Origin of the sequence: Bradyrhizobium jicamae (assembly GCF_001440395.1) — a bacterium.
In the GTDB taxonomy this organism is placed as follows: Bacteria; Pseudomonadota; Alphaproteobacteria; order Rhizobiales; family Xanthobacteraceae; genus Bradyrhizobium; species Bradyrhizobium jicamae.
In genome coordinates, this window is record NZ_LLXZ01000118.1 from 75,728 (window position 1) to 99,903 (window position 24,176).

Below are 24,176 nucleotides of genomic sequence, written 5' to 3' on the forward strand. Positions count from 1 at the left end.
CCTCAGGCGTCCTCAAACAATGTCTCGACGGTGCGCAACGCGCCGTCGAGCTCAGTGCCCTCGGCGTCCTTCAGCGCGACCTTGATCAACCGCTGCACCCATTCTGCGGCATCGGGCCGGCCGGCCAGGCGTTCTGACGCAAGCATGACCTTGTCGAATTTCGATTCGCCGCGCGAATGCGTGTCCGAATAGCCGCCGACGAGACGGCGGGCCTCGCACACCGCGGTCGCGAGCGCGACATCGCTCGCTGCGAATTTCCGGATACGCTGCGCCCATTGGTCGAGATGACGCATCTCGCGGGCGTGGCGCAGCGTGCGGCGGCGGAAGCGGCGCAGGCCGGCGACGCCGTACAGCATCAGGAACGCCAACGGCGAGGTCGTGCGCAGTTTCCGTCCGCGGTCGATCAGCCGCGCGAGCCGTTCGCTGCGCTCGACCTTTTCGCCGAGACGCGGCGGCAGCAGCCCCGCCATTTCCTCGATCCGCGGATGGAAGAACTCGGTGATGGCGAGAACCTGGTTATCGCCGGCCCGCACCTCGCGGCGCACCCGGTCGAACCGTCCCGCGCGCGTCTTGAGATCCGCGACGCGGATGACGTCGTCATAGGCCATCGCGACAGCGAGATATTTGGCAAAGGCCTGCATCAGGCCGGGGGCCTCGCGCGGCATCGCTTCCAGCCGGGCGAGATATTCGCCGCCATAGGCGACATCCTGATAGTCGACGACGCGTTGCAGGCCGGCGGCGACGATACCGTGCACCTCTTCCGGCAACTGCCGCGCCCGCGCGACCAGTGCATCATAGCCGGCATGGCCGATCGGTTCGAGACGCGGAAAGCGCTTTGCAAGCGGCGGCTTCGCGGCGGGCTTGATCTTCGGATCCTGCTTGAGCGTAGCGACGGCGCGCTCGCGGCCGGCGGTGAAGGCGCGCAGGCTGGCATCGACGCCGACACCGGCGGCCCGGATCGTTTCCTCGAAATCCTCGGTCGCAAAGGGCAGGGCGCCGGAGCCCGCGAGCGCGCCGAACAGCACCGAGGAGACAACGCTGCCGGTGGCTTCGGCGATCTCGGCCATGTCGAACGCGATGAAGCGGTTGGCGGCGACGTTCGCCGCTTCATAGACCTGCGACGCGTCGGCGGTGCCGTCGCCGGGCGCGGTTTTCTCGATCACGGCCAATGAGCGATGCGAAGAACCGATCAGCAGCGTGCGATCGGGCGAGACCAGCCCGCGCAGGATGGCGCGGCCGGCTTCCATCAATTCGGCGCCGATCACGATGTCGACCTTGCCGGGCGCCGGCATCAGCGACAGCACGGGGTGCCGCTCCGGCTTGCTCGCGTCGGGCGCGATCATCTCGATGTAATAGATCGTGGCGCCCGTGCGCTGGGCGACGCCGGGCACCGAGGTCGACTGCGCGAACCAGCCGCGCCGTTCGGCGAGCGCCACGATCCAGTCGACCAGCACGCCGCCGCCCTGGCCGCCCATTGCCAGCACCGCAACTGTGATGGGCCGTGCCTGGCTCAGTCCAACGGAAGAGGGGGCTACAGAGACGTTCATGCCGCCTCCTGCTCGAACATGACGCGACGTCCTGCGCGCCAGCGCTGCAACGCGCCGATCATCCGTTGCCAGAAGCGGTCGAGACGCGCTTCGAACGCGGTCGGGTTGGAAACGACGTCGGCGCGATAGAAGGAGGGACACAGCACGGCGGCGTCCGCGACCTCGCCGCAATGGCCGCAGCCGACGCAACTATTGTCGACGGCGGCGACCGGATTGTCCTTCAGCGGATCACTGGTCGGCTTCACCGACAGCGACGGGCAGCCGGACAGGCGGATACAGGCATGGTCGCCGGAACATACGTCCTCATCGACGCCGAAGCGCTCGCGCACGATGCGCTCGCCTCGCTTGGCGGCAGCCGCCACCAGCGGCTTCACGCGCCGCTGCTTGTTCAGCATGCACTCCGATGAGGCGACGATGATCTTCGGCCCCTTCTCCTCGGTCGTCAGCGCCTCGCGCAGCGTGTCGCGCATCCGCGAGACGTCGTAGGTGCGATCGATCTGGCGTACCCATTTGGCGCCGACACCCTTCACCGCCTCGACGATCGGATGCTTGGTCGAGCGCGAACGGTTGTCGGCGCGCGAGGAGGGGATGTCCTGGCCGCCGGTCGCGGCGGAGTAATAATTGTCGACCACGACGATCACGCCGTCGTGCTGGTTGAAGACGGCGTTGCCGACGCCGCTGGTCAGCCCGTTGTGCCAGAAACCGCCGTCGCCCATCATCGAGATCGAGCGTTTGCTCGCGGGAACGTTGAAGGCGGAAGCCGAGGCCGGGCCGAGCCCGTAGCCCATGGTGGTGGCGCCGATATTGAACGGCGGCAGGATCGAGAACAGATGGCAGCCGATATCGGCGGCGATGTGATGCGGGCCGAGCTCCTTCTCCACCAGCTTCATCGCGGAAAAGATCGGCCGCTCCGGACAGCCGGTGCAGAAGCCCGGCGGCCGCGGCGGCACGACGGTCGCGAGTGCGCGGATTTTCTCATCGACCTCGGTGCGATCGATGTTCGGTGCGCGCGCGGCATCCGACAGCGCGTCCGGACGCCAGCGGCGGATGAAGGCGCCGATCGCCTCGCCCATCACCTGCGCGGTGTACTCGCCGGCCATCGGAAACAGGTCCTTGCCGTGCAGCTTGGCCGGAATGTCGGCGTTGCGCAGGATCTTGTGCAGCGCCTGCTCGATGAATTCGGGCTGACCCTCCTCGACCATCAGCACGGCCTTCTTGCCGCGGCAGAACTCGATCACCTCGCGGTCAACGATCGGGTAGGTCACGTTCATCACATAGAGCGGCACCCGCGTTTCGCCCCAGATGTCGGCAAGGCCGGCCTCGCGCAGCGCCGTGATGACGCCGTTATACATGCCGCCCTGCATGATGATGCCGATATCGTCGATATCGCCGCTAAACGTCTCGTTCATGCCGCGGGCGTGGATGAATTCGACCGCCGCGGGCCAGCGCTGCTCGATCTTCTCCTTCTCGTGCAGGAACGAGGCCGGCGGCAGCACGATGCGGTTGGTGTCGCGCGAGGGCTGGTCCAGCGCGCGGGAAAGCGGAAAGGCGGGGCGGACGTTGTCGCGGGTGGCGAAGCGGCCGTGGACATGGCAGGCGCGTATCCGCACCTCCAGCATCACGGGCGTGTTCGATGCCTCCGACAGTTCGAAGGAATCGTGCACGGCCTTGACGATGGAGGTCACATTCGGCCGCGGATCGACCAGCCAGAGCTGCGACTTCATCGCAAACGCGTGCGAACGCTCCTGCATGATGGAGGAGCCTTCGCCGTAATCCTCACCGATGATGATGAGCGCGCCGCCGGTCACGCCGCCTGAAGTGAGGTTGGCAAGCGCGTCGGACGCGACGTTGATGCCGACCGGGGCCTTGAAGGTGACGGCGCCGCGGACCGGATACATCACCGACGCCGCGAGCGTCGCAGCAGCGGTGGCCTCGCTGGCGCTGGATTCGAAATGCACGCCGAGGTCGGACAGGATATCCTGCGCGTCCGAAAGCACGTCCATCAGATGCGAGATCGGCGCGCCCTGGTAGCCGGCGACATAGCTGACGCCGCATTCAAGCAGGGCTTTTGTGATGGCAAGGATGCCTTCGCCGCGAAATTCCTGGCCGGCGCCGAGCTTGAGGTCCTCGACCTCGCGCGCGAAAGAGCGTTCTGCCATGCTCGCCTCCAAGGCCCCGGTCCGGAACTCCCGGCTGACCGAATATAATTTTAGACATCAAACAAAAATGATGTCAATCGGGCTTGCGCATTCACAGGCCGCAAAACCGACGCTCGCGCATTTGTGCGCATGTTTTAGCCTATTTCGTAGGCTTGGTGCGCAGCCGCCGCGCTTCAGACGGGCGTGCGGCTCGCTTGACAGGATATTTTAGCCATGAAACATTATTGAGGTGCGCTGCCCTTGGCGGCGTGCGTCAAAAGCGGCCTTTGCGGGAGACTAGCATGACCCCGGTTTCGCCATTACGCGGGCCGTCGCGCGAACACCTCGCGTGGCCGTTCTTCGATTCCCGCCACAGCGAATACGCTGCCGCGCTCGATGCATTTGCCGCCGACCTCGGCGATACGCATGGCCATGACGTCGACGGAACCTGCCGTTCGCTGGTCCGCAAGCTGGGTGCCGCCGGATTGCTGGAGGCATCCGTTGCGGGCGACCAGCCCGATGCGGTGATCGACTCCCGGCTGATTTGCATCGCCCGCGAAACGCTGGCCTGGCACAGCGGGCTTGCCGACTTCGCCTTTGCGATGCAGGGGCTCGGCACCGGTGCGGTGGCGATTGCCGGTTCGCCCGAACTGCGCGCGCTCGTGCTGCCGAAGGCGCGGCGCGGCGAATGGGTCTCGGCCTTTGCCCTGTCGGAAAAGGAAGCCGGTTCCGACGTTGCCGCCATGGCCTGCAGCGCCCGGCGCGAAGGCGACCACTACATCCTGGACGGCGAGAAGACCTGGATCTCCAACGGCGGCATTGCCGACGTCTATACGCTGTTCGCGCGAACCGGCGAGGCGCCGGGTGCGCGCGGCATTTCGGCCTTTGTGGTGCTGCCTGATGATCCCGGCTTTTCGATTGCCGACCGCATTGACGTGATGGCGCCGCACCCGCTGGCGACGCTGCGTTTCGAGGGCTGCCGGATTCCGGCGGGCCGGTTGCTGGGCTCGCCGGGCGAAGGGTTCAAGATCGCGATGCGCACGCTCGACATCTTCCGTGCATCGGTCGCAGCCGCCGCGCTGGGTTTTGCCCGCCGCGCGCTGGATGAGGCCGTCGTGCATGCCCAGACGCGGCGGATGTTCGGCGGGGTGCTGGGTGACCAGCAATTGACGCAAGCTACCCTCGGCGACATGGCCGCCGATGTCGATGCCAGCGCGCTTCTGACCTATCGGGCAGCCTGGCGGCGCGACGTGCAGAAGGCTTCCACGACGCGCGAAGCGGCGATGGCCAAGATGGTTGCGACGGAAGCCGCCCAGGCGGTGATCGACCGCGCCGTCCAGATGTTCGGCGGCCGCGGCGTGCGCTCGGGCGAGATCGTCGAACAGCTCTATCGCGAAATTCGCGCGTTGCGCATCTATGAAGGCGCGACCGAAGTCCAGAAACTGATCATCGGACGCGACGTCCTGAAGGCGATCTAGCCGTACGGCCGTCCAGTCGCGTTCTGCTACGGGAGTTTAAGAAATGTTCGAAGTCTTGCAGCCGCCCGGTTGGGCCACGCCGAGCGGTTATGCGAACGGCATCGCCGCCCGCGGCAAGATGATTTTCATCGCCGGCCAGATCGGCTGGAACGAACAATGCCAATTCGAGTCGGACGATCTGGTGGAGCAGATCGGCCAGACGCTCAGGAATGTCGATGCGGTCGTGCGCGCCGGCGGTGCTGCGCCCGAGCATATCGTGTCGATGACCTGGTTCCTGCTCGACCGCAAGGAATACTCGGCGCGCCTGAAGGAAATCGGCGTCGCCTACCGCAGCGTGATGGGCCGCCACTTTCCGACCATGACGGCGCTGCAGGTTTCGGGGCTGGTCGAGGATCGCGCCAAGGTCGAGATCCAGGCGATTGCGATGATACCTGACTAGATGAATTGACAGGCGATGCCGGGAACGGCGCCAACTCACAGGAGGGCGGCATGGCAACGAAAGCTCGTGAAAACCACCGGGAGGACGTGGCCGGACGGGCCAATGTCGAGGATACGCCGGAACTGCTCGCCTATTACGACGAACTCGAACGGCTGGAAGCCGGCGCGCTCTGGACGGTGGCGAACAAGATCGAGCCCTGGCAGCCCAAATCATCCTCCGTTCCGGTGCTGTGGCGCTACGAAGATCTCCGCGCGCATGTGCTGCGCTCCGTCGAATTGGTGTCGCCCGAAAAGGCGGGACGCCGCGTCATCTATCTGAACAATCCTGGCCGCCGCGACCACGCTGCCGCCGTCGGCTGGCTCTATTCCGGCCTTCAGGTGATGCATCCGGGCGAGGTCGCTTCCGCCCACGCCCATTCGGCTTCCGCCCTTCGCTTCATCATGGAAGGTGAGGGCGCCTACACCATCGTCGACGGTCACAAGATGACGCTCGGCGCCAACGATTTTGTGCTGACGCCGAACGGCACCTGGCACGAACACGGCGTCTCCAGCGACGGCACGCCCTGCATCTGGCAGGACGGCCTCGACATTCCCCTGGTCAACACGCTCGAAGCCAATTTCTACGTGGTTCATCCCGACCTGCAGCAGAGCGTCGGCTATCCCGTCGACGACATGACGCACACCTGGGGAAGCCCCGGCCTGCGACCTGCCGGCGCCGAATGGTCCAAGGGATATTCACCCTTGCTCAAGTATGAGTGGGGCCCGACCTACGAGGCGCTGCAGCGCTACGGCAAGGCCACCGACGGTTCGCCGTATGACGGCGTTCTCATGAACTATGTGAATCCCGTGACCGGCGGGCCGGTGATGCAGACGATCGGCGCGTCGATGCAGATGCTGCGGCCGGGCGAGAGCACGCGCGCGCATCGGCACACCGGCAGCTTCATCTATCAGGTCGCCAAGGGAAGCGGCTACTCGATCATCGACGGCAAGCGCTTCGACTGGAAGGAGCGCGACATTTTCTGTGTGCCCTCCTGGGCCTGGCACGAGCATGTCAACGCTTCCGCCAGTGAGGACGCCTGCCTGTTCACCTTTAACGATCTGCCGGTGATGCAGGCGCTCGGCCTCTATCGCGAGGAAGCGTTCGGCGACAATGGCGGCCGCCAGCCGCTCGTATCCTAGGAGAGCAGCAGTGCGTCTGGTCACTTATCGCAGCACCGTTGAGGCTGCAGCCCGTCTTGGCGCGGTTGTCGATGATCTCGTTGTGGACGTCGAGGACGCCGGTCAGCATGCCGGGATTTCGCTTCCGTCATCGATGCTCGATTTCATCGATCTTGGGTCGCCCGCGCTGGCGGCGCTCAAGAAGATATTGAACGAGGGCAAGGATGGCTGGCCGGTGGGCGCCGCATTGCCGCTGGCGAATGTCAGGCTGTTGGCGCCGATCCCGCGTCCGCGCAAGAACATCTTTGGCATCGGCCTGAACTACGTCGAGCACGTCGCGGAATCGTCGCGCGCCCTCGATACCGCGAAGGACCTGCCGAAACAGCCCATCATCTTCTCGAAGCCGCCGACCAGCGTCATCGGGCCGGACGAAGCCATTCATCACAACAAGGCGATCACGCAGCAACTCGACTGGGAAGTCGAGCTTGCGGTCGTGATGGGACGGACCGCGCGGCGGGTGTCGGAGGCGGACGCGCTCGGCTTCGTGTTCGGCTACAGCGTGATGATCGACGTCAGCGCTCGCGACAATCGCCGCGCCGGCCAGTGGATCTATTCCAAGGGGCAGGACACCTACGCGCCGTTCGGGCCGTGCATCGTCACCGCAGACGAAATTACCGATCCGCACGTGCTCGATCTCTGGCTGACGGTGAACGGCGTCGAGAAGCAGCGCTCCAACACACGCCACATGCTGTTCAAGGTGCCGCTGCTGATCGCGGACATCTCAGCCGCGATGACGCTGGAGCCGGGCGACATCATTGCGACAGGTACCCCGGAGGGCGTTGGCGCCGGGCGGAGCCCGCAGGAATGGCTGTGGCCGGGCGATGTGGTGGAAGCCGAAGTAACCGGCATCGGCCGGCTGCGTCACCCGGTGGTGGCGATCTGAGAGGCTGCCATGATCTTCGACATGGAGACGCTGGAAGCGCAGAACCGCTACAAGATCCTGACGGCCACGGTGACGCCGCGGCCGATCGCCTGGATCACAACGCTCTCCGCGAGCGGCGTGATCAATGCCGCGCCTTTCAGCTTCTTCAACGTGATGGGGCATGAGCCGCCTACCGTTGCGATCGGGCTGCTGGCCGGCTCGGAACGGTTCAAGGACACGGCAGCGAACATCCTCGATACCGGGGAATTCGTCGTGAATCTCGTCGCCGAGAGTAACGCCGAGGCGATGAACATCACCTGTATCGATGCGCCGCCGGAGATCGACGAACTGAAGCTGGCCGGACTGACGCCGGCTGCCTCGCAGGCGGTGCGTCCGCCGCGCATCGCGGAATCGCCGGTGTCGTTCGAATGCCGGGTGCTCACGTCGCTGGTGACGGGGCCGCGGCAGACCGCCGTCATCGGCCGCGTGCTCCGCGCCCATGTCGACGATGCCGTGATTCTGGATAAGGAGCGCTGTCACATCGATACGCAGGCGCTGCACCTGATCGCGCGTATGCACGGCAGCGGCTGGTATGCGCGCTCCAGCGACCTGTTCCAGATTGATCGGCCGACCTGGGCGGCCTGGCAGAGCAAGAGCGCCAAGGCGGAACCTGCGTGACAGGATTTCCGATGCGTTGGCCGACGAAGCGGAGGATATCGTGAAGATCGCAGTGTTGGGTGGAGGAAACGGTTCGTTCGCGGCCGCTGGTGACTTTGCGTTGGCCGGCCACGAGGTCCGGCTGTGGCGTCGAGATTCGAAAGACGTCGAGGCGCATCGCGCGCAGGGCGGCACGATAACGGTCATCGATCGATCGGGGCGCCGTGATGCCAAGCTCGCGGCGATCACGTCTTCGATCGCGGAAGCCATCGAAGCCGCCGATCTCATCCTGTGTCCGGCGCCTGCATTCGCGCAGCCTGCCATTGCGGAATTGGCCGCGCCGCATTTGCGCGACGGCCAGGTCGTGTTTCTGCCGCCCGGCACGTTCGGCTCCTACGTCTTCGCCCGCGCCGCGAACGACGCGGGTAATCGCGCGGAGATCGCAACCGCCGAGACGGGGACGTTGCCGTGGCTGGCGCGGAAGCAAGGTCCCTATGCGGTCCGCATCTCGGGCAGGGGCGCACGGCTGCCGACCGGAGTATTTCCGCTGCGGCTTGCCCCGCACGCGCTTGATGTGATCGAGCGCGCGTTTCCGAATGCCATCGAGCCCTGCGGCGACGCGCTGTCGGGCGCGCTGATGAATGCCGGCCCGATCATCCATCCGCCGCTGATCACCATGAATGCCGGCCCGATCGAACATTTCGAGAAGTGGGACATCCACAAGGAAGGAACGCAGCCGGCGATCCGCCGCGTCACCGACGCGCTCGATGCCGAACGCATTGCCATCCGCGAGGCGCTTGGTTACGGAGCGCCGCATTTCCCCCTCGCCAACCATTATTCCAAGGATGGCGAACCCTGGATGTATGCGCGCGACGCGCACGACCAGCTTACGGATTCCGGCGACTGGTCCGAGCGGCTCATTCTTGTTGAGCACCGCTACATGCTGGAAGATCTGCGTCTCGGCCTGTCGTTCCTCGCTTCCGTAGCAGGTCTCATGGGCGTGCGGACGCCGCTCGTCAAGGCGTTCCTCGCGATCGGTTCCGCCATCACCGGCGAGGATTTTGCGGTGACGGGCCGCAGCCTCTCATCGCTCGGTCTCGGCGAGCTTGACCGGGCTGCATTGCAGACTCTTCTGACTGAGGGCTTTCGATGAAGCCGGTCATCGGATGCCTCGGCGCCGGCCGCATGGGGCGCGGCATTGCCGTCGTGTTCGCGTTCGCCGGACACGAGGTTGTCGTCATCGATTTCAAGGAACGGGAAGCGTCGATTCGAGGCGTTAGCGGCGGAGGCCAAGGCTGAGATCCGCTCGACGCTCGAAATTCTTTCGCGGATCGGTCTGCTGCCGCCGGAGCTTGTGTCCAGAATTGCCGAGCGAGTCACGATCGTGCCTCGGCAGGAGGCGGCTGCGGCGTTGCCGCGTTGCGATGTGATCTTCGAAGGAATGCCGGAGATCCTTGAACTGAAGCGCGAGGCTTTGGCCGAGGCTTCGCAGCTGGCGGGCGAGGGCCCGATCATTGCCTCAACCACCTCGACGATACTCGTCGACGATCTCGCGGGATCGATCGAGCGCCCCGGCCGCTTCCTCAATGCTCATTGGCTCAATCCGGCCTATCTCGTGCCACTGATCGAATTGTCCCCCGGGCGGCTCACCGCGCCGGAGACGACGACGCGGATGAAGACGCTGCTCGAAGGCATCGGCAAGGTGCCGGTGGTCTGCGCGGCGCGGCCGGGCTTTATCGTTCCCAGAATTCAGTCGCTGGCGATGAACGAAGCGGCCCGCATGGTGGAGGAGGGTGTTGCCTCGGCGGAAGATATCGACAAGGCCGTGATCTACGGCTTCGGATTCCGCTTCGCGGTGCTGGGCCTGCTCGAATTCATCGACTGGGGCGGCGGCGATATCCTGTATCATGCCAGCCGCTATCTGGCCGACGCGCTGGGCGACAATCGTTACGCCGCACCGCCGATTATCGAGACCAATATGCGGGAGGGGCGCATCGGCATGAAGACCGGACAGGGCTTCATGAACTATGAAGGCGTCGACCAGGCGGCCTACCGCGAGCAGCGCCTTGCGGCCTTTGCGTCGGCGCTTCGGGCCATGGGCCTTGCGCGCGAACCCGTCGGGTAACGCGCGCTGTCCTCGCGACTAGGTCTGGTGTATTAGGACGATGCGAGGCCCCATTTCTACCTTGCATGGGGTTGTTTTCGCAATTTTGGTCCGCCCTTGGTCGCTCTAATGCCCGCCGAGATAGGCCGCGATCAGCTTCGGGTCGTGGATCAGCGTGTCCGCTGGGCCGGATTGGATGATCTCGCCGGTTTCCAGCACATAGCCGTAATCCGCGGTCTCCAGCGCGGCGCGGGCGTTCTGCTCAACGAGAAGGACCGATACGCCAAGGCTCCGCAGCGAGGCGATGGTGCGGAAGATTTCGCGGACGATCAGCGGAGCCAGCCCGAGGCTCGGTTCATCCAGCACCAGGAGTTTCGGCTTCGCCATCAGCGCGCGGCCCAGCGCCAGCATCTGCCGCTCGCCGCCCGACAAGGTGCCGGCGGCCTGCTTGCTGCGTTCCTTCAGCCGCGGAAAACGGTCGAACACGTCGTCGAGGCTTTTGCGCGTCGTCGAGCGATCGCGCAGGCTGTAGGTGCCGAGCAGCAGATTGTCGGCAACCGACATGTCGGCGAACAGCTCACGCTTTTCCGGCACGAGGCACAGGCCGCGCTCGACGCGGCCCTCGACGTCGATCCTCGCGAGATCGGCGCCCTGAAACACCATGCGTCCCGTCGACTTCAGCAGACCAATGGCGGCCATCAGCAGCGTGGTCTTGCCGGCGCCGTTGGGGCCGATCACGGTCACGATCTGGCCTTGCTCGACGGACAATGAGACATTCCGTACCGCTTCCACCTTGCCGTAGGCGACCGACACATTCTCGACCGAGAGCATCTGTGTCACGCGACACCTCCGAGATAGGCTTCCTGGACGCGGGCGTCGCTGCGTATCGCCGCCGGTTCGCCTTCGCAGAGCTTTGAGCCGAAATCGAGCACGACGATGCGGTCGACCAGCGACATCACGAACTCCATGTCGTGCTCGACCAGCAGGATGGTCAGGTGTTCCGCGCGCAGCGACCGCAGCAGTTCGGCGAGCTTGAGCTTCTCCTGGCGGCGCAGGCCGGCGGCCGGCTCGTCGAGCACGAGCAGCGTCGGATCGGCGGCGAGGGCGCGAGCGATTTCGAGCACGCGCTGATTGCCAAGCGGCAGGTTGCCGGCAAGCTCGAACGGCTTGTCGCCGAGCCCGACCCGCTCGAGCTGCTTCAGCGCCTCGTAGCGGGCGCTGGCTTCTTCCGCCTGGTTCAGGCGGAAGGCACCGGCGAGCAGACCCGTCCTGGTGCGGGAATAGGTGCCCAGCAGCACGTTGTCGAGCAGCGTCATGCGCGGGCGCAGCTTGACGTGCTGGAAGGTGCGGGAGATGCCGGCGCGGGCGATGTGGAATTGCTGGTCGTGGGTGATCGAGCGGCCCGCGAAGGCGATCTCGCCGCTGTTCGCGCGCAGCGCGCCCGTCAGCAGGTTGAACATCGTGGTCTTGCCGGCGCCGTTCGGCCCGATCAGCCCGAGGATCTCGCCGGATTTCACTTCGAAGCTGACGTTGTTGACGGCGACGAGGCCGCCAAACCGCCGCTGCGCCTCGCGCACCTTGAGGAGGAGCGTGCCGGGCTCCGGTTTGTCACGGAGCGGCAACGGATCAGCCGCTTGTGGACGCGACTGCTTCAGATCAGGCAGGAAACTTGCGAGGAACGGGACGATGCCCTGCCGGGCCCGCTGCAGGAACAGGATGAACAGCGCCGAGAACGCCACGATCTCGAGCTGGCCGGAGGCGCCCTTGGCGATCAGCGGAAGGTAGTCCTGCACGGTGTTCTTCAGCAGCGTGACGATCGCAGCACCGACCACGCCACCCAGAATGCTGCCGGCGCCGCCGACCATCGCCATCATCAGATATTCGATACCCATGCCGGCTTCGAACGGTCCGGGGCTGACGAAACGGCCGAGATGGGCATAGAGCCATCCAGACAGCGAGCCAAGGAACGCAGCGATGACGAATGTCGCCAGCTTGATCTGGAACGCGCTGATGCCGAGGCTTTCGACCAGCGTATTGCCGCCGCGGAGCGCGCGCATCGCGCGGCCGATGCGGGAGTCGAGCAGGTTGTAGCAGACGAAAAGAACCGCCACGACTATGGCCCAGATCAGGAAATAGATCTGCCGGCTCTCGACCAGGGCGAGCGGACCGATCGAAATCGGCGGAATGCCCGAGATGCCGTTATGTTGACCGAGGCCATCGATGTTGCCGAACAGGAACGCGATCGCCAGTCCCCAGGCGACCGTGCTCAGCGACAGGAAGTGGCCGCCCAGACGCAGCGTCACGAATCCAAGGATCGCGGCGATGCTGCAGGTCAGAACGACGGCCAGCACCAGTCCGAGCCATGGCGAATAACCGTTCACCGCCGTGACCCAGGCGGTTGAGTAAGCTGCGACGCCGACGAAAGCCGCCTGGCCGAACGAGACAATGCCGCCGACGCCGGTCAACAGCGCAAGCCCGATAGCTGCTAGCGAGTAGATGCCGATGTAATTCAGCAGGGTGATGCTGAACGGATTGAGCACGAACGGCGCCGCGACGAGGCAGGCGATAACAGCGGCAATGATGAGACGGATCTGCTGCAGTGTCATTCCTCGACTTCCTCTTCGGAATGCTGCGAGGCGAGCGAGCGCCAGAGCAGGATAGGGATCAGCAGCGAGAAGACGATGACGTCCTTTAACGTACTGCTCTGGAACGAGGCGAAGCTCTCGATAATGCCGACGCCGAATGCGCCGAGCGCCGCGCCGGGATAGCTGGCCATGCCACCGACGATGGCGCCGACAAAGGCTTTCAGGCCGAGCAGGAAGCCGGAGTCGTAGAAGATGGTGTTGACCGGCGCGATCAGGACGCCGGAGACGCCGGCCATCAGCGACCCCAGGAGATAGGCGATGGTTCCCGCCCGTGCCGGCCTGATTCCCATCAGCCGGGCGCCGGTGCGGTTCAGGGCGGTGGCGCGCAGCGCCTTGCCGATCAGCGTGAAGTCGAAGAAGGCAAACAGCAGGCCGCTGAACACCAGCGCCGCCGTGAGGATCAGCACCGTTTGTCCGGAAACGTGAACGCCTGCGATCTCTATCGCCATCGATGTCAGTGGCTCAGTCCGGACGCCTTCGGGGCCGAAGAACAGCAGGCCAAGCCCGACCAGCGCGAAGTGAAGCGCGACCGAGACGGTGAGCAACAACAGAACCGAGGCATCGGCGATCGGACGGAACACGATCCGGTCCAGCAGCGGTGCGATCGGCATGATCAGGAGCAGCGCCAGCACGATCCGGACCGGCATCGGCGGATTGAATCGCATTGTCAGCCAGACAATCCCGACAACAATCAGGGGCAACATGAGATAGCCGAAGACGGCCTTCGGCACCGCACGAAGCTCGCCGGCGCGTGCCAGCGCGACGACTTCCATCGCGCAGGCCATGCACGCCAGCACGACAACCAGCCCGACCGTGCCAGGAAGCTGCTTGGCGTCGAGCGCCGCCAGCGTCAGCGCCGTGAAGGCGGCAATGTCGCCGAACGGAATGAAAATCACCCGCGTCACGGTGAAGATCAGCACGGTGCCGATCGCGACCAGGGCGTAGACCGCCCCGGTCGCTATTCCGTCGATCGCAAGGATCGCTGCGATGTCTGCCGTCATGCCGTCGGCCGTCCTTCCGTATTACGTCTCGATATCGCTCAGGGCTCGTAGGTCCAGGCGCCGTTGTTGAGGCGGACGATCACCAGCGCGCGCTCGTCCACGCCGTGATAGGCGCCGGGCTTGAAGTTGTAGACCGCGTGCACGCCCGAGAGCTCCTTGGTGGCGAGGATCTCGTCGCGCAGGGCTTTTCGGAATTCGACGGTGCCGGGTTTCGCGGTCTTCAGCGCGCGCTCGGCGGCAGAGGTGAAGATCCTCCAGCCGTCGAAGGAATAGGCCGAGAACCCGTCCGTGGTCGGGACATTGTTGGCCTTCAGGAACGCGGCGCGGAACTCGAGCGCCAGCGTCTTGGCAAAGTGGCTGTCGGGAAGCTGCTCGGCCACGATGACAGGACCGGCAGAGACCTGAATGCCTTCCGCGGCCTTGCCGCCGACGCGCACGAAATCGGGATTGACCAGCGCGACCGTGCCGTAGGTCTTGCCCTTGAAGCCGCGTTCGCCGAGCGCCAGCAGCGGCAGTGCGCCCTGCGTGCCCGATCCGCCGATCAGCACGGCATCCGGACGCACGGCGAGAACCTTGAGAATCTGTCCCGTGACCGAGGTATCGACGCGGGCATAGCGCTCGTTGGTCAGCACCTTGATGCCGTCTTCGGTTTCGACCGCCTTGGCGCCGTTATAGACGAGATCGCCCCAGGCGTCGGAGAAGCCGATATAGCCGATGTTCTTCATCGCATCGCGCTTCATGCGGTCGGCGACGACCTTGACCAGCAGCGAAGCGGGCTGCGGAACGGAAATGCCCCATTGATCGGCCGGATTCGGCTGTCCGATCACCGGGGAGACGGCGATCATCGGCACCTTCAATTCGGTCGCGACCGCCAGCATCGCGATGGTCGAAGGTGCCGTTGCGGTGCCGATCAGGAGGTCGACCTTTTCTTCCTCGATCAGCTTGCGCGCGTTGCGGGTCGCGGCGGAAGGATCGGAGCCGTCGTCGAGCTGGATCAGCTTGATCTTCTCGCCGTTGACCTCGTTCTTGTATTCCATCGCGGCCTGGATACCGCGGCCATACGGGATGCCGATCGATGAGCCGGGTCCACTCAGCGATGTCACGAATCCGATCGTGATATCAGCCTGTGCGGTCGAGGCCGCGACGAGGCCGCCGATGAGTGCAGTCAAACCTAACATCTTGCGCATTGCATTCCCCTTGGTTGAAATCAGCCGCGACCTGAGCGAGATGTCAGCATGGATCGAGGTCGGACCAGCACGATCGATGCCGTGATTATCGCCGAAAGCGGGCGTGGGCCTGGTGCCTGCATCCGGATGGGAGTTACGAAATGAGCGCTACAAAACCCGGTTCCAGCGTCGAGCGTCGCTTTGTTACGACGCCTCTTGGGCGCATCCATGTCGCCACGGCGGGAACCGGCTTTCCCGTTCTCCTGCTGCACCAGACGCCGCGTTCGTGGGATGAATACCGCGACGTGCTGCCGCTGCTCGGCTGCGACTTCCGCGCCATCGCGATGGATACGCTTGGCTTCGGAGATTCCGATTCCCCTGCCGGCGAACCCTCGATCGAATTGTGGGCCGAGGGCGCATTCGCGGTCCTTGATGCGCTGGAAGCGCCCCGCGCCGCCGTCGTTGGCCATCACACCGGTGCGGCGATCGCGGTGGAGATGGCCGCTTCGGCGCCTGCGCGGGTGAGCGCGCTGGTGCTCTCGGCCTGCCCCTTCGTCGATGCGGCGCGCCGCGCCAAACACCATGGCATGCGGGTGATCGACGATGTCGAGACGCGTACCGACGGCTCCCATCTCACCGAGCTCTGGGCGCGCCGGCAGCCGTTCTATCCCGCCGATGATACCGATCTGCTGCAGCGCTTCATGATCGACGCCCTGCGGGCCGGCGAGATGGCGGCGGAAGGCCACCGGGTAGTGAATCGCTATCGAATGGAGGATCGTCTGGGAAGCATCCAATGCCCCACGCTGGTCATTGCTCCGACAGGCGATCCGCACGTTCATCCGGTGGCTCCAAAGGTCGCTGGAGCTATCGAGGGCAGTATCTTGCGCGAGCTCTCAGGAGGCATGGTGCCGCTTCCCGATCAGATGCCGGAGGCTTTTGCCGGAATGGTCCGTGACTTCATTGCCGCGCAGGTGGCCAAGACTTAGACGGCCAAGACGCAGGTGGCCAAGACGCAGACGGCAAAGACCTGAAACGGCGCGATCAGCCGCGGCGAATGCGAACCCGCCCGTAGCACGCGCTGTCCCGAGGTCGATGATCTCAGCCACGATTGAAGAGCCTTTATCAACGCAACCATCAGCGCGGCGTGCATCTGTGCACGGCGGCGCCCACTCCCTGTCAATTGTTTAAAGCCTAAAGTATTTCTCGGTCGCAGGTCAATACGCCAGATTCGCGCTTCGCGGAAAAAATTTGCGGCACTGCGAGCGTCCCAGAAAGCTGAATTCGCTTGTGCAAAAGGGTAAGGCGCAACCTGCCCGTCCTTTCGGCAAACCGATCCTGTCGTGCGCAGCGCACGCCTGCGCGTGGTTCAATTGACGCCAAAATTATTTTGTGGTTGAAATATTTCGGTCGATGGGATGGCGTCGCTCTCCAACGCGCCTCCACAACGACAGGCTCGTGCGTGTCGTTACCCTCGTGACCGCGGGGACGAGGCCCGCATGCTCTCCGCCTGTGAAACAGGATATCGCTGTGCGCATCTTCTGGCAGAGCTTCGTCGACCAGGCTACGAGCGCGCCCTACATGGCGCGGCTCGCGGCCTATCTGAACGAGATCGCAGCGCCCGGCACCAGCGTGCATGTCGAGGGCATCACGCCCGCCGATCGCGACTTCGGCCGATTGGCCGAATTCCGCTGTGCGATCCAGGCCGTCGACAACGGCCTCGCGGCGCAGGAGAGCGGCTTCGACGCCTATGTCATGGGCCACTTCCAGGATCCCGGCTTATACGAACTGCGTTCGGCGCTGACGATCCCGGTGGTCGGCGCCGGCGAGGCCACACTGCTGGCGGCCTCGCAGCTTGGCCGCCGCCTCGGCCTTGTCACGCTCGATAGCGCTTTCGAGGTTTGGCATTACGAGCAGGCCGATCGCTACGGACTTTCCGGCCGCGTGGTGCATGTCACCGGCATGGGTTGCCGTCCTGAAGATTTCAGCGCCGCGTTTGCAGGCGATGCCGCGGCGAAGGCGCGCATGCTGAGCGACTTTGCGGCCTGCGCGCAGCCGCTGGTCGATCGCGGCGCCGATGTCGTCATCCCGGCCGGCGTGTTGCCCGGTCTCCTGATTGCGAGCGAGCACGGTTTCAAGGTCGGTCATGCGCCCGTGGTCAACTGCGCGGCGGTCGCGTTGAAGAGCGCCGAGATGTGGGTGCAGTTGCAGCGCCTCAACGGCACCGAGCCGAGCCGCGGGCCGAGTTTTGCGCTGGCCAATGACCGGGCCCGTCAGGATTTCCGCGCCATCGTCGCGCGCACGCAAGCCGACAAACCCCAAGGATAGGACATGCTGCAGCCAGACAAGATTCTGTATGAAGCCGAGGTGACGGCAACTGGCGGGCGCGACGGCAAGGCCGCGAGCGACGACGGACTGTTGTCGGTGGCGCTGTCGCTGCCGAAATCGCTTGGCGGTCCGGGCGGGCCAGGAACCAATCCTGAGCAGCTTTTTGCCGCGGGCTATGCCGCGTGCTTCCTCGGTGCGGTGAAACTGGTCGCACGCACGCGCAAGATCACGCCGTCGGCGGAACCGACCGTCACCGCCAGGGTCGGCATGGGGCCGGTCGCGGTCGGCTACGCGCTCACGGTCGAACTCAAGGTGGAACTTCCCGGGCTGGAAAAATCCGTCGCCGAGGAAGTCGTGGCCGGCGCGCATGAGCGCTGCCCTTATTCCAACGCAACGCGCGGCAATATCGACGTCAAGCTGACCGTGCTCTAAGCGGCTCACAGGAACCGGCGGTCCGATGCAGAACTCCATCCGCACACCTTACGACCGGGTCGTGATGGCAGTTCCGGTGACGATCCCTTACGTGCGCTACTCGATCGAGAGCGCGCAATGGTGGATGGGGCGCGCGCTGAAGGCGTTGGTCGATGGCGCCGGGATCAAGCCGCGCGACATCGACGGATTCTGCGTTTCGAGTTTCACGGCGGGACTCGATAGCGGGATCGGTCTCACCCAGCATTTCGGCCTCTGCGTACGCTGGATTGACACCATTCCGCTCGGCGGCGCCAGTGCGATTGCCGCGCTGCGCCGCGCGGCGCGGGCGGTACAGGCGGGCGACGCCCGCATCGTGGCCTGCGTCGCCGGTGACACCAACCACGTCGATTCCTTTCGCTACACGCTGGAGAATTTCTCGCGCTTCAACCAGGACGCCGTCTATCCCTATGGCGCCGGCGGCGCCAATGCGAGCTTCGCGCTGATCGCGCGCAACTACATGCGGACGTTCGGCGCAAAGCGCGAGGATTTTGGCAAGATTGCGGTTGCCCAGCGCAGCAATGCGCTCCACAATCCCCATGCCCTGATGAAGGCGCCGCTGACCATCGAGCAATACATGTCGGCGCGGCCGATTGCCGACCCGATCCATCTGTTCGACTGCGTGATGCCGTGCGCCGGCGCGGAGGCATTCCTCGTCATGAGCGAAGACGTCGCGGCATCGCTGAAATTGCCCGCCGTCAAAATCCTCGCCACCATCGAGCGCCACAATGCGTTCGGCGACGATCCGGTTCAGGTACGGGGTGGCTGGGCGATGGACGTCGACGAACTCTATGCGATGGCCGGCGTGAAGCCTGACGATCTCGATTTCGTCCAGACCTACGACGATTACCCCGTGATCTCGATGATGCAATTCGAGGACCTCGGCTTTTGCCGGAAAGGCGAGGGGCCGGATTTCGTGCGGCAGCATGATCTCACGATCGACGGCAGTTTCCCGCACAACACTTCCGGCGGGCAATTGTCGGTCGGGCAGGCCGGCGCCGGCGGCGCCTATCTCGGTGTGGTCGAGGCGATGCGCCAGGTGCTCGGGCAGGCCGGTCCTACGCAGGTCAAGGGTGCACGCATCGGGTTGGCATCGGGCTTTGGAATGATCAATTATGATCGCGGCCTCGCCTCGGGCGCGGCGATCCTCGCGGGAGCGGGCGCATGATCGAACCGATCGCAAAGCCGCGCCGGAAGAATCCGCTGCTACGCACGCGGCTGCCGACCTCGCCGCCGCGCGCACGCAGCCGCGCCTCGCATGGCTTTACGCGGGCCGCCGCCGAGGGCCGCTTCATGCTGCAGCGCTGCGGCGCCTGCGAAACATTCTGCTATCCGGCGCGCGACGCCTGTCCGACGTGCCTTTCCGCCGATCTCGTCTTCACCGACGCGCCGCGGCGCGGCACGCTGCTCTCCGAAACCACGCTGCATATCCCGGCCGATGTGCACTTTCGCGAGCGAGCGCCGTGGCGGGTCGGGCTGGTCGCGATGGACTGCGGGCCGAAACTGGTGACGCACCTGCATGCCGATTGCGAAGAGGGCAAGTCGGTCGTGATGTCGTTTCAACTGGACAAGAGCGGGCAGGCCGTGGCCTTCGCCCATCCCGAACGGGAGACCTCCAACATGGCGGATGACAGGCAGTGGCGTGAGATGACGGCCGATCCGAAATTCCGGCGCGCTTTGGTGACGAACGGGCGCAGCATCGTCGGTCAGGAAGTGGTCGCCGCGCTGAAGGCGGCCGGCGCCTCGATCGTGTTCGTCGGCGTCGCCGAGCCGTGGAAGCCGTTCCGCGGAGAGGATACGTTGCGGGCGCTGGAAGGCGTCGAGATCGTGCCGCTGGATATCGGCGATGAGAAATCCGTCGCCGATCTGGCGGCCGATATCGGCGGCAAGGTCGATATACTCGTCAATACCACCGAGCATGTCCGTTCCGGCGGGCTGCTCGACCGGCAAGGCACCAGCGTCGTACGCGACGAGATCGACCAGACCTATCTCGGCTTCGTTCATCTGGCGCAGGCGTTCGGGCCGGCGATGCGGATGCGGGGCTCCGACGGCGTCAATAGCGCCGCCGCCTGGGTCAACATCCTGTCGGTCTATGCGCTGGCGAACTGGCCGATGTTCGGCGCGTATTCAGCGTCGCAGGCAGCTGCGCTCTCGCTTTCGCACAGCTTGCGCGCGGAGCTTCGGCCTGGCGGCGTCAAGGTGGTAAACGTGTTCACAGGGCCGCTGGACATCGAGTGGTTCCAGACGGTGCCGCCGCCTAAGGTGGCGCCGCGCGTGGTGGCGAATTCGATCGTGTCGGCGCTCAAGCGCGGACTCGAAGATGTGTTCGTGGGCGATGTCGCCGAAGATATTCGCCAGCGCCTGGCGGCCAATCCAAAGGCTGTCGAGCGTGAACTTGGGGCTTAAGTGGGTTTGCTGAAAGCGGGAGAAGCGCAATGGACAGCAACAGTCTCATGCAATTTGCCGGCGCGGTTGCATCCGGCGCGGTGCGCGTCGTCGATCTGACCTTTACGCTCAGTCCCGATTTTCCGGTTATCGTGCTGCCGCCCGAGTTCGGCCAGGCCGCACCGGTCCGCATCCAGCAGATTTCGCGTTATGATGCGAGCGGCCCTGCCTGGTACTGGAACAATCTCACTTTCGGCGAGCACACCGGCACGCATTTCGACGCGCCGATCCACTGGTTCACCGGCAAGGACCTGCCGAACAATTCGGTCGATACCCTGCCGGTGCGCGACATGATCGCGCCGGCCTGCGTGATCGATTGCTCGGCGCAGGCCGCAAAGGATGCGGATTTCCTTTTGACGATACCCATCGTCGAGGCCTGGGAAAAAAGCCACGGGCGGATTCCCGAGCGCCATTGGGTGCTGCTGCGCACCGATTGGTCGAAGAAAGGTTGGCGCGACTATGCCAATCTGAAGGACGACGGCGCGCACACGCCAGGGCCGGATGCTGCCGTGATGCGCTGGCTGGTCGAGGAGCGCGGCGTCATCGGCTTCGGCACCGAGACAATCGGGACCGATGCCGGTCAGGCCGGTCATCTCGATCCGCCCTATCCGGCGCACCACTTCCTGCATGGTGGCGGGCGTTACGGCCTGCAATGCCTGTGCAATCTCGATCAGCTTCCTCCGACCGGCGCGGTGATCGTGGCTGCACCGCTAAAAATCCAGAACGGCTCCGGCAGTCCGTTGCGTGTTCTTGCGCTGGTACCTGGGCAGGGTTGAACCTTTTCGTCGACATCGAGTGACATCATGAAAAAGAAAAACATCTTGTTGATTGGCGCCGCGCTTCTGCTCGGCGCTTCTGCGCCGGCGCGGGCCGAGATTCTCGTCGGTTTCGTCACCGGCCTGAGCGGCCCCGTATCCTCGATCGGGGTGCCGAACGCCAAGGGGCTGGCTGCGGGCCAGGCCTATGTTGGCGAGGTCGATGGCGAGAAAGTTCGCGTCATCCAGCTCGACGACGGCTCGGATCCGGCCGCATCGACGCGCAACGCGCGCAAGCTGGTCGAGCAGGAGAAGGTTGATTTCCTGATCGGCACATCAGGCGCGCCGCAGACGCTGGCGATGGCAACCGCTGCGATCGAGATGAAGGTGCCGATGGTGGCGGTTTCGCCGATCGCACCGGTGCCGGCCGGTGAGGGCGGGCCATGGGTGGTGCAGACACCGCAGCCGACCCCGCTGCTCGTGCGGGGCATCGTCGACCACATGAAGAGCCGCAACGTGAAGACCGTGGCCTTCATCGGCTTCTCCGACGCTTTCGGCGACCTGATGTACAATTCGCTGATGCAAAGCGCCGAGAAGGCCGAGATCAAGGTGATCGCGAACGAACGCTATGCGCGCTCCGACAACTCGGTCACCGCGCAGGTGCTGCGCGCGGTCTCCCTGCGTCCCGATGCGATCATGCTGGGCGGCACCGGAACGCCCGGCGCGCTGCCCGTGATCGCGCTGGCGGAACGCGGATACAAGGGGCCGCTCTACGGCAATCACGGCATGATCAGCGCCGATTTCCTGCGGCTGGCTGGTAAATCGGCCGAGGGCATCATCTGCCCGACCGGGCCGGTGACCGCGGGCGAACAGCTTCCCGAGAACAATCCTATCCGAAAGGTCGTGCTTGCATTCCGCGCCGCCTATGAGAAGGCCAATGGCGAGGCGCCGGCCGATGCGTTTTCGCCCTATGCCTTCGACGGCTGGCTGGTGTTCATGGATGCCGCCAAGCGCGCCAAGGCGACGGGTGCAGCGCCCGGGACGCCGGCGTTCCGCAACGCGCTGCGCGAGGCGCTGTTCACGACCAAGGATGTCGTCGGCGCGCACGGCATCTACAGCTACACGCCGGCCGATCGCCACGGCGTCGATGACCGCGCGCGAATACTGGTCCAGATCGAGAACGGGAAGTACAAGCTGCTGCCATGACAGCAGCAGCCAGCGGGCGCTCAGCCGTGTCGTAGCTTCGCTTTCAGCGTGCGCATGTCGATGGCGCGGTTGGCGCTGACTGCTTCTGCCGCGAGCGTCTTGATCTCGCCCCGGGCGAGCTTGCGCGTCGACGACAGTGGCAGTTCATCGACGATGGCGATGTAGCCGGGCACCTTGTGGTAGGCGAGGCGCTCGGCGCAGGTCTTGACGATCGAGGCCGCGAGCGCTTCTGCGCCGTCGATCTTTTCATTCGGCACGATGAAGGCGAAAACCTCTTCACCACGGATGTCGTCGGGAACCGGCGTCACTGCGCAGCCGCCGATGCGCGCGTCCATGTACAGCGCACTTTCGACCTCGAGCACGCCGATGTTCTCGCCGCTGCGCCGCACGATGGTCTTCTTGCGATCGAAGAAATACATCAGCCCGTCTTCGTCGGCGAAGACGAGGTCTCCGGTGTGGAACCAGCCGTCCTGCCACGCCGCTGCAGTGGCTTCCTCATCCTTCAGGTAGCCGCTGAAAAAGCCGGCGCGAGCGTCGTTGCCCTTGGCGCGGACCAGCAGTTCGCCGGGTTTCCCAGGCGCGACATCCGCGCCCTGATCGTCAACGAGGCGATATTCCGTGCTTTCCGATGGTCGGCCGACGCAGCGCGCGCCAAAGCCCGCCGGTTCGCGTGAGGTGGTGGTGGCCGCCGCACCCCCGGTCTCGGTCATCGCCCAGGCCTCGACGATCGGGATGCGGTAGCGCTCCTCGAAGGTAGCGCGGTGGCGGACATCGACGCCGGGCGCGAAGGCGAAGCGCACGCGATGCTGCCGTTCGACCTCGGTCACCGGCAATTGCAGCAGGATGGCCGGGATGACGCCGAGACAATGCACGACGGTCGCGCCGCTGTCGGCCACGCACTGCCACCAACGGTTGGCGTGGAAGCGGTCGAGCGGCACCACGGCGCCGCCGAGCACCATCATGCCGACCGCGCTGCAGCCGAGCGCGTTCATGTGAAACATCGGCAGCGGCGTCAGGTTGATCTCGCGGTCGGGCTGCAGTTCGGCCACGCCGCCCTGCCCGAGGTACCAGTCGGCGACCTGCAGGAAATAGCGATTCGAGAGCATGCAGCCCTTCGGCTTGCCGGTGCTGCCTGACGTGAACAGGAGCGCGCATTCGCCGTTGAATTCGGGACTTTGGGCGCTGACTTCGGTCTGGCACGGCGGAATGCGGCTATCGGTATCGATCAGGCGGGCGCGCCCGAGCACCGCGTCTTTCGTCACATGGATGCGATCCGGCGTCGCGACCAGAAGGTCGCCCTGTGAGAGCTCAAGCTGGAACGACAGTTCGTCGGGGCGGACGTCCGGGTTGATCGGAACGATCGAAACCCCGAGTGCGTTGAGCGCGAGCCAATGCAGGAAGAAGACCGGGCGATTTTCCAGCAGCAAGGCAACCCGCGCGCCGCGTCCATAGCCGGCGGCTGCATATTCCGCACGAAGCCGGTCGACCTCGGTCTTGAACGCGCCATATTCGATCTTGAATCCTGCCGGCGCGTAGGGCAGTTGCGCACTCGCGGGCGCCAGCAGGAATGGCGCGTCCGGCCGTCTCGTGGCGGTGGCCGCGAAGGCGTCGGATGGCGATCGATAGGGAGTGTCGAGGCTCATTGCGGACGTCGCTCCTGTTCATATCCTGCTGCCACACGGCGCTGGCCGGAAGTATGCACGCGGCGCTTGCCGCGGCGGTT

General features: G+C 65.0%; 20 protein-coding genes and 1 pseudogene. 14 read left to right on the forward strand and 7 right to left on the reverse strand.

What is annotated here, in order from left to right; translation table 11 throughout:
- Window positions 1–2: 2 nt before the first annotated feature.
- Together CQ12_RS19250 and CQ12_RS19255 are read right to left on the reverse strand one after the other, a co-directional pair.
- Window positions 3–1,547, reverse strand: coding sequence for an indolepyruvate oxidoreductase subunit beta family protein (locus CQ12_RS19250; RefSeq protein ID WP_057836876.1), 1,545 nt, complete (start codon window positions 1,545–1,547; stop codon window positions 3–5).
- Complete coding sequence (locus CQ12_RS19255) at window positions 1,544–3,706, reverse strand: thiamine pyrophosphate-dependent enzyme (protein ID WP_057836928.1); 2,163 nt, start codon at window positions 3,704–3,706, stop codon at window positions 1,544–1,546. Before CQ12_RS19255 ends, CQ12_RS19250 begins: the two co-directional genes overlap by 4 nt.
- Before the next feature lie 281 nt (window positions 3,707–3,987).
- Here CQ12_RS19255 and CQ12_RS19260 point away from each other — a divergent pair, with 281 nt between their 5' ends.
- The 7 genes and pseudogenes from CQ12_RS19260 to CQ12_RS19290 all read left to right on the forward strand — a co-directional run bounded on the left by CQ12_RS19260 (window position 3,988) and on the right by CQ12_RS19290 (window position 10,463).
- Window positions 3,988–5,163 carry an acyl-CoA dehydrogenase family protein gene (locus CQ12_RS19260; RefSeq protein WP_057836877.1) on the forward strand — a complete coding sequence of 392 codons (1,176 nt, stop codon included), beginning with the start codon at window positions 3,988–3,990 and terminating at the stop codon, window positions 5,161–5,163.
- 43 nt (window positions 5,164–5,206) lie between these two features.
- Window positions 5,207–5,602 carry a RidA family protein gene (locus tag CQ12_RS19265; protein ID WP_057836878.1) on the forward strand — a complete coding sequence of 132 codons (396 nt, stop codon included), beginning with the start codon at window positions 5,207–5,209 and terminating at the stop codon, window positions 5,600–5,602.
- Window positions 5,603–5,652: 50 nt separating this feature from the next.
- Window positions 5,653–6,780, forward strand: coding sequence for a cupin domain-containing protein (locus tag CQ12_RS19270; protein ID WP_057836929.1), 1,128 nt, complete (start codon window positions 5,653–5,655; stop codon window positions 6,778–6,780).
- A 10-nt stretch (window positions 6,781–6,790) separates the two neighbouring features.
- Entirely contained in the window at window positions 6,791–7,702 is a 912-nt protein-coding gene (locus CQ12_RS19275; RefSeq protein ID WP_057836879.1) for a fumarylacetoacetate hydrolase family protein, read from the forward strand.
- A 9-nt stretch (window positions 7,703–7,711) separates the two neighbouring features.
- Complete coding sequence (locus CQ12_RS19280; RefSeq protein ID WP_057836880.1) at window positions 7,712–8,359, forward strand: flavin reductase family protein; 648 nt, start codon at window positions 7,712–7,714, stop codon at window positions 8,357–8,359.
- A 40-nt stretch (window positions 8,360–8,399) separates the two neighbouring features.
- Window positions 8,400–9,491, forward strand: coding sequence for an NAD/NADP-dependent octopine/nopaline dehydrogenase family protein (locus CQ12_RS19285; RefSeq protein ID WP_057836930.1), 1,092 nt, complete (start codon window positions 8,400–8,402; stop codon window positions 9,489–9,491).
- A 32-nt stretch (window positions 9,492–9,523) separates the two neighbouring features.
- Window positions 9,524–10,463 (forward strand): annotated as a pseudogene (locus tag CQ12_RS19290) (3-hydroxybutyryl-CoA dehydrogenase).
- Window positions 10,464–10,568: 105 nt separating this feature from the next.
- Here the strand turns inward: CQ12_RS19290 and CQ12_RS19295 are convergent.
- Genes CQ12_RS19295 through CQ12_RS19310 form a run of 4 tightly spaced genes read right to left on the reverse strand, consistent with a single transcriptional unit; the run spans window position 10,569 to window position 15,275 of the window.
- Complete coding sequence (locus CQ12_RS19295; RefSeq protein WP_156434967.1) at window positions 10,569–11,282, reverse strand: ABC transporter ATP-binding protein; 714 nt, start codon at window positions 11,280–11,282, stop codon at window positions 10,569–10,571.
- Window positions 11,279–13,048 (reverse strand): branched-chain amino acid ABC transporter ATP-binding protein/permease, encoded by a 1,770-nt coding sequence (locus tag CQ12_RS19300; protein WP_057836882.1) that lies wholly within the window; start codon window positions 13,046–13,048, stop codon window positions 11,279–11,281. The genes CQ12_RS19295 and CQ12_RS19300 overlap by 4 nt, the downstream gene beginning before the upstream one ends.
- Window positions 13,045–14,088 carry a branched-chain amino acid ABC transporter permease gene (locus CQ12_RS19305; protein ID WP_057836883.1) on the reverse strand — a complete coding sequence of 348 codons (1,044 nt, stop codon included), beginning with the start codon at window positions 14,086–14,088 and terminating at the stop codon, window positions 13,045–13,047. Before CQ12_RS19305 ends, CQ12_RS19300 begins: the two co-directional genes overlap by 4 nt.
- A gap of 38 nt (window positions 14,089–14,126) precedes the next feature.
- The gene (locus CQ12_RS19310) at window positions 14,127–15,275 is read right to left on the reverse strand and encodes an ABC transporter substrate-binding protein (RefSeq protein ID WP_057836884.1); all 1,149 of its coding nucleotides are present in this window, start codon (window positions 15,273–15,275) and stop codon (window positions 14,127–14,129) included.
- Window positions 15,276–15,415: 140 nt separating this feature from the next.
- Here CQ12_RS19310 and CQ12_RS19315 point away from each other — a divergent pair, with 140 nt between their 5' ends.
- From CQ12_RS19315 to CQ12_RS19345, 7 genes are all read left to right on the forward strand, one after another.
- The gene (locus CQ12_RS19315; RefSeq protein WP_057836885.1) at window positions 15,416–16,240 is read left to right on the forward strand and encodes an alpha/beta fold hydrolase; all 825 of its coding nucleotides are present in this window, start codon (window positions 15,416–15,418) and stop codon (window positions 16,238–16,240) included.
- A 541-nt stretch (window positions 16,241–16,781) separates the two neighbouring features.
- Window positions 16,782–17,579 carry an aspartate/glutamate racemase family protein gene (locus CQ12_RS19320; protein WP_057836931.1) on the forward strand — a complete coding sequence of 266 codons (798 nt, stop codon included), beginning with the start codon at window positions 16,782–16,784 and terminating at the stop codon, window positions 17,577–17,579.
- A 3-nt stretch (window positions 17,580–17,582) separates the two neighbouring features.
- A complete protein-coding gene (locus CQ12_RS19325; RefSeq protein ID WP_057836886.1) occupies window positions 17,583–18,011 on the forward strand; it encodes an organic hydroperoxide resistance protein in 429 nt (142 codons plus the stop codon).
- A gap of 25 nt (window positions 18,012–18,036) precedes the next feature.
- Window positions 18,037–19,215, forward strand: coding sequence for a thiolase family protein (locus CQ12_RS19330; protein WP_057836887.1), 1,179 nt, complete (start codon window positions 18,037–18,039; stop codon window positions 19,213–19,215).
- Window positions 19,212–20,453 carry an SDR family NAD(P)-dependent oxidoreductase gene (locus CQ12_RS19335; protein ID WP_083519371.1) on the forward strand — a complete coding sequence of 414 codons (1,242 nt, stop codon included), beginning with the start codon at window positions 19,212–19,214 and terminating at the stop codon, window positions 20,451–20,453. The genes CQ12_RS19330 and CQ12_RS19335 overlap by 4 nt, the downstream gene beginning before the upstream one ends.
- Before the next feature lie 29 nt (window positions 20,454–20,482).
- Window positions 20,483–21,268: a cyclase family protein gene (locus CQ12_RS19340; RefSeq protein WP_057836888.1), complete on the forward strand. Its 786-nt coding sequence runs from the start codon at window positions 20,483–20,485 to the stop codon at window positions 21,266–21,268.
- 27 nt (window positions 21,269–21,295) lie between these two features.
- Window positions 21,296–22,453, forward strand: coding sequence for an ABC transporter substrate-binding protein (locus CQ12_RS19345; RefSeq protein WP_057836889.1), 1,158 nt, complete (start codon window positions 21,296–21,298; stop codon window positions 22,451–22,453).
- A gap of 20 nt (window positions 22,454–22,473) precedes the next feature.
- Here CQ12_RS19345 and CQ12_RS19350 read toward each other — a convergent pair whose 3' ends face one another.
- Window positions 22,474–24,096 (reverse strand): AMP-binding protein, encoded by a 1,623-nt coding sequence (locus CQ12_RS19350; protein ID WP_057836890.1) that lies wholly within the window; start codon window positions 24,094–24,096, stop codon window positions 22,474–22,476.
- Window positions 24,097–24,176: the final 80 nt, after the last annotated feature.